This window comes from Thermodesulfobacteriota bacterium (assembly GCA_040756475.1).
GTDB lineage: Bacteria > Desulfobacterota > Deferrisomatia > Deferrisomatales > JACRMM01 > JBFLZB01.
The window spans coordinates 1-4,083 of the sequence record JBFLZB010000279.1 but is presented as its reverse complement, the minus strand read 5'-3'; the positions used below and the strand labels follow the sequence as shown (position 1 = coordinate 4,083).

The 4,083-nt window shown below is 69.7% G+C and carries 2 protein-coding genes and 1 tRNA gene; 1 reads left to right on the top strand and 2 read right to left on the bottom strand.

Annotated elements, in window-relative coordinates:
- Positions 1–51: 51 nt before the first annotated feature.
- Positions 52–127 (bottom strand) — tRNA-Ala (locus tag AB1578_22380).
- A 155-nt stretch (positions 128–282) separates the two neighbouring features.
- Here AB1578_22380 and AB1578_22375 point away from each other — a divergent pair.
- Complete coding sequence (locus tag AB1578_22375) at positions 283–2,196, top strand: FapA family protein (protein MEW6490644.1); 1,914 nt, start codon at positions 283–285, stop codon at positions 2,194–2,196.
- A gap of 21 nt (positions 2,197–2,217) precedes the next feature.
- Here the strand turns inward: AB1578_22375 and thrC are convergent, their stop codons facing one another.
- Positions 2,218–3,627: a threonine synthase gene (thrC, locus tag AB1578_22370; GenBank protein ID MEW6490643.1), complete on the bottom strand. Its 1,410-nt coding sequence runs from the start codon at positions 3,625–3,627 to the stop codon at positions 2,218–2,220.
- Between the last annotated feature and the right edge of the window lie 456 nt (positions 3,628–4,083).

Sequence of the window (4,083 nt, the reverse complement as noted above, 5' to 3'; positions counted from 1 at the left end):
CTTGATCCTCAAGGTCTTCCGGCTCTTCTTGCACTTCCTGGAAACCGAACTTGGTGGAGATGAGGGGGATCGAACCCCTGACCTCAGCGTTGCGAACGCTGCGCTCTCCCAGCTGAGCTACATCCCCGAACGGCCCCTAGGTAACACAGGCCCCGTTGTCTTTCAACGGGAAAACTCCCCCGGGGGGCCTCCGACGGGACCCGAAAGCCCTCAAGGAGCCGGTGCCGCCCGCCGAAAAGTGGAGTGACGAGACACGCTGGTCTGCCCGGGAGGAACGAACCGTTGGAGCTCCGACTGGAACTGCGAAAGGGAGGCCTGGAGGCGGTCGCCTTCCTGGACGCCGGCCCGTTCGATGCCGCCGCCGCCGTCCCCCTGGCCACCGAGCGTCTGCGCTCCCTGGGTGTCTGCGCCGCGGCAGCCCCGGAAGCGTTGGCCCAGGCGCTTGCGCCCCTGGCCGCGCCCACTCCCCCGGCCGACGGGGTCGTCGTGGCCCGGGGAGAACCGCCCCAGCAGGGGATCAGCGCCCACGTGGTCGTGCACTTTCCCGTCAAGGACACCCCCGCCGAGGACGGGACGGACCCCTTCGCGGCCTATGCCGCCAACGTGGTGTACCCGGGGGAGGACCTCCTCCAGAAGACCCCTGCCTCCCCGGGAATTCCGGGCAAGAGCCTGCTGGGCGCTCCCATTGCGGCGTCGAATGGAGCCGACGTGGCCGTGCTCGCCGGCGCGGGGGTGAAGCCCGAGGACGACGGTTCGGCGTTTCGCGCCGCCGCATACGGGGTGGCGCTCTTCCACCGCGGGCAGCTACGGGTGGCCGATGCCCTCCGGGTGACCGACGACCGCATGGAGGCGCGCCTGACCGTGCTGCCCGACCCGCGCCGCGACGCCCCGGCCCAGGTGCAGAAGATCGTCGACAGCCTGGCCGCTCTGCAGGTCACCCACGGCATCGACCGGGAAGCCCTGGAGCGCGCCGTGGAGCAGGCGCGGGCGTCGGGGCGGCCCGTATCCGATGTCGTCGTGGCCCGGGGCCGGCCCCCCGCGGACGGCCGAGAGACCGACTACCGCCTGCTCATCGACTCCGAGAAGAAGGTGGGCACGGTACGCGAGGGAGACCGGATCGACTTTCGGGAAGCCGAAACGGTCAAGAACGTGGCCCACGGGGAAGCGCTGGCCGAGGTCATCCCGGCCATCGAAGCGGTGGCGGGCTTCCGGATCGACGGCAACCCGCTGCGGGCCCAACTCCAGCGCGCCACCGGCCCCAGGCCCGGCGAGAACACCGCGCCCTCGGAGGACGGCACCCGCATCGTCGCCGCCGCCGACGGCATGGTGGTCCTCAAGGCAAACCAATTCCACGTGGTGGACGAGTACCTGATCCAGGGCGACGTGGATTACCGCACCGGGAACATCCGGGCGTCGGGCTCGGTGCACGTGCGCGGCCAGGTGAAGCCGGGCTTCCAGGTCCACGCGGGCAAGGACGTGGACGTGCTGGAGGACGTGGAGGAGGCCGTCCTGGAGGCCGGGGGCGGCGTGAAGGTCGTGGGGGGCATCATGGGAGACAGCCGGGTCACCGCCGGGGGCAATCTGGCCGCGAGGTATCTGTTGAACAGCCACGTCGAGTCCGACCTCGACGTGGACGTGAAGCTCTCGGTCACCAATTGCCGCGTGTATGCCAAGGGCAAGGTGCGGGTTCTCGGCACCCCGGGAGCGATCCTGGGCGGAGAGGTCAACGCCGCCCGGGGCCTGGAGGCCCGCGCGGTGGGGTCGGAGACCGCCAAGACCCACGTGGCGGTGGGCGTCGACCTTCGGGTGCTGCGGGAGATCGAGGCCATCGACAAGGAGAATGCAGCCGCCCTCGAGGAGCTGGCGAGCCTCCAATCGAGCCTGGGGCGCGCCTTCCTTCGCGATCCCCGGGCCGCCATCGAAGCCCTCCCCCCCGCCCTGCGAAAGCCCAAGCTCGACCTGCTGGTGCGGATGAAGGCCCTCTACCAGCGCACCAATGACCTGAAAGCGCAGCGGCAGATGCTGGAGCTGGAAAACCAGGAGCTCAAGGACGCCCAGATCCTCGTCCACGGCGACATCCACGCGGGCACCACGGTCACCGTGTTCCAGGGCAAGCTCACCCTGTCCGAGAGCCAGCGCCGGGTGGTCTTCTATTACGACCGGGAGCAGGCCCGGATCGCCTCGCGGCGGCTGTAGCCCCAGGAGAACCACCCGCCTTCAGCGGCGCCGCTGGAGACCCAGGTAGGCGGCCACCTCCCCGGCCGACGCCGGCAGCGCCACGGGCCGGTTGACCAGCGCGTCGCGCGGCTCCACCTCGTAGTCCGCCTCCAGGGTCCGGGCGAAGTAGGCCTCCTGGAAGCCGGCGAACTTGAGCTGGTGGCTCGTCGAGTCGCACACGAACACGCCCCCCGCCTCCAGCAGCCCCTTCCCGAGGGCCCGCCGCAGCCCGGCCACCGCCTCTCCCCCCTGGGTGCACACCACGTGGCCATGGCGATTGACCGTGAGCATGGAGTCCATGATCTCCTGCTCGCTCACCGAGACACAGGCGAAGCGCTCCCGGTAGTGCTCCTCCACCAGGCTGCGGACCTTGGGGAAGGAAACCGGGTTGCCGATCATGGCCGCCTGGGCCACGCTGGGCCGCACCGTCACCGGCCGGTACACACCGTCCCGGCGCCACAGGGCCACGGGATTGGCGTGCTCGCTCTGGACCCCGAGGATGCGGGGCAGCTCGCCGATGATCCCCAGTCGCCAGAGGTCGAGGAACCCCTCCATCAGGGCCGTGACGTTGCCCGCGTTGCCGATGGGCACGACCACCGTGAGGCCGCCCGTCTCCCACCCGAGCTGCTGCGCCACCTCGTAGGCGAAGGACCGCTGGCCGTTGATCCGGACCGGGTTCTTGGAGTTGAGGAGGAACACGTCGTAGTCCTCCGCCAGCTCCTCCACGAGCCGCATGCAGTCGTCGAAGACACCGGGAACCTCGATCACGGTCGCGCCGCTGCCCAGGGGCTGGGAGAGCTGCTGGGGCGTGACCTTGCCCCGGGGCAGCAGCACCACCGAGGTGACCGCCCCCTTGGGCAGGTAGGAGAGGTACAGGGCCGCGGCCGCCGACGTGTCGCCGGTGCTCGCACAGATTCCCAGCACCGCCGGCGGCCGGTGGACCCGCAGGTAGTGGTTGAGAAAACTGATGGCGCTGGCCATCCCCCGGTCCTTGAAGGAGGCCGAGGGGTTCTGGCCGTCGTTCTTGACGAAGAAGGGCGCGCCGGTCCAGGCCGCCAGCTCCGGGTTGGCCCGCACCAGCGGGGTATGCCCCTCCCCCAGGCAGATCACGTCCTCCAGCGGCACCCACGGCAGCACGAGCTCGTGGAAGAGGAAGATCCCCTGCATGCCCTCCACCCGGGCGGCCCGGCGCAGGTCGAAGATGCGCCGCCACTGGGCTCCCGTGTGGCGTCGCAGGGCGTCGAAGTTGCGGTCTGCCACCTTGAGGAGACTGCGGCACGCGGGGCAGGTGTACAGCAGCCGCTCGAGCTCGAAGGTCTCCCCGCAGCCGATGCACTGGTAGACCATGCGCGGCTCGTGGCGCGGAAGGATGTCGATGCCCGTGAGGTCTTGGAGCTCGTCCGGTCGCAAGGGGGGCCTCCTGTGGCAGTGGCGTGGGATGGCAGGCACCGGGCAGCCTGCGGTGTGCGTCGAGGATGGAGCACCGCATCCGGATGCGCGAAGGGCGCGGCAAACCGCAGGCCTTTCCGGTAGCCCCCACCCGCCCGATGAGGCCGCAGAATGCTGCGCCCCTCGTCCCAGGTCAAGAGGAGATCCAAGCCCCGCCCGCGTCCTCCCTACCGCCTCCCAATCGAAATCGAAATCGATCTCGAAATCGACCCCCGCGACCCCGATTTCGATTTCGATTTCGAGGGCGGGGCTACAGGGGGGAACCGGAAGCCACTTTCCCCTGGACAGGGGGGCCCAAGGGGGGCTATACGTCTTCGGGTTGGTTGTGCGCCCCTCCGGGGCGCGAGCAGCGGCGAGGCAGCAATGGCGTCCCGATCCCTCTCCTTCTTCGGCGTTTACTTTTGGGGCTTTCCTTTT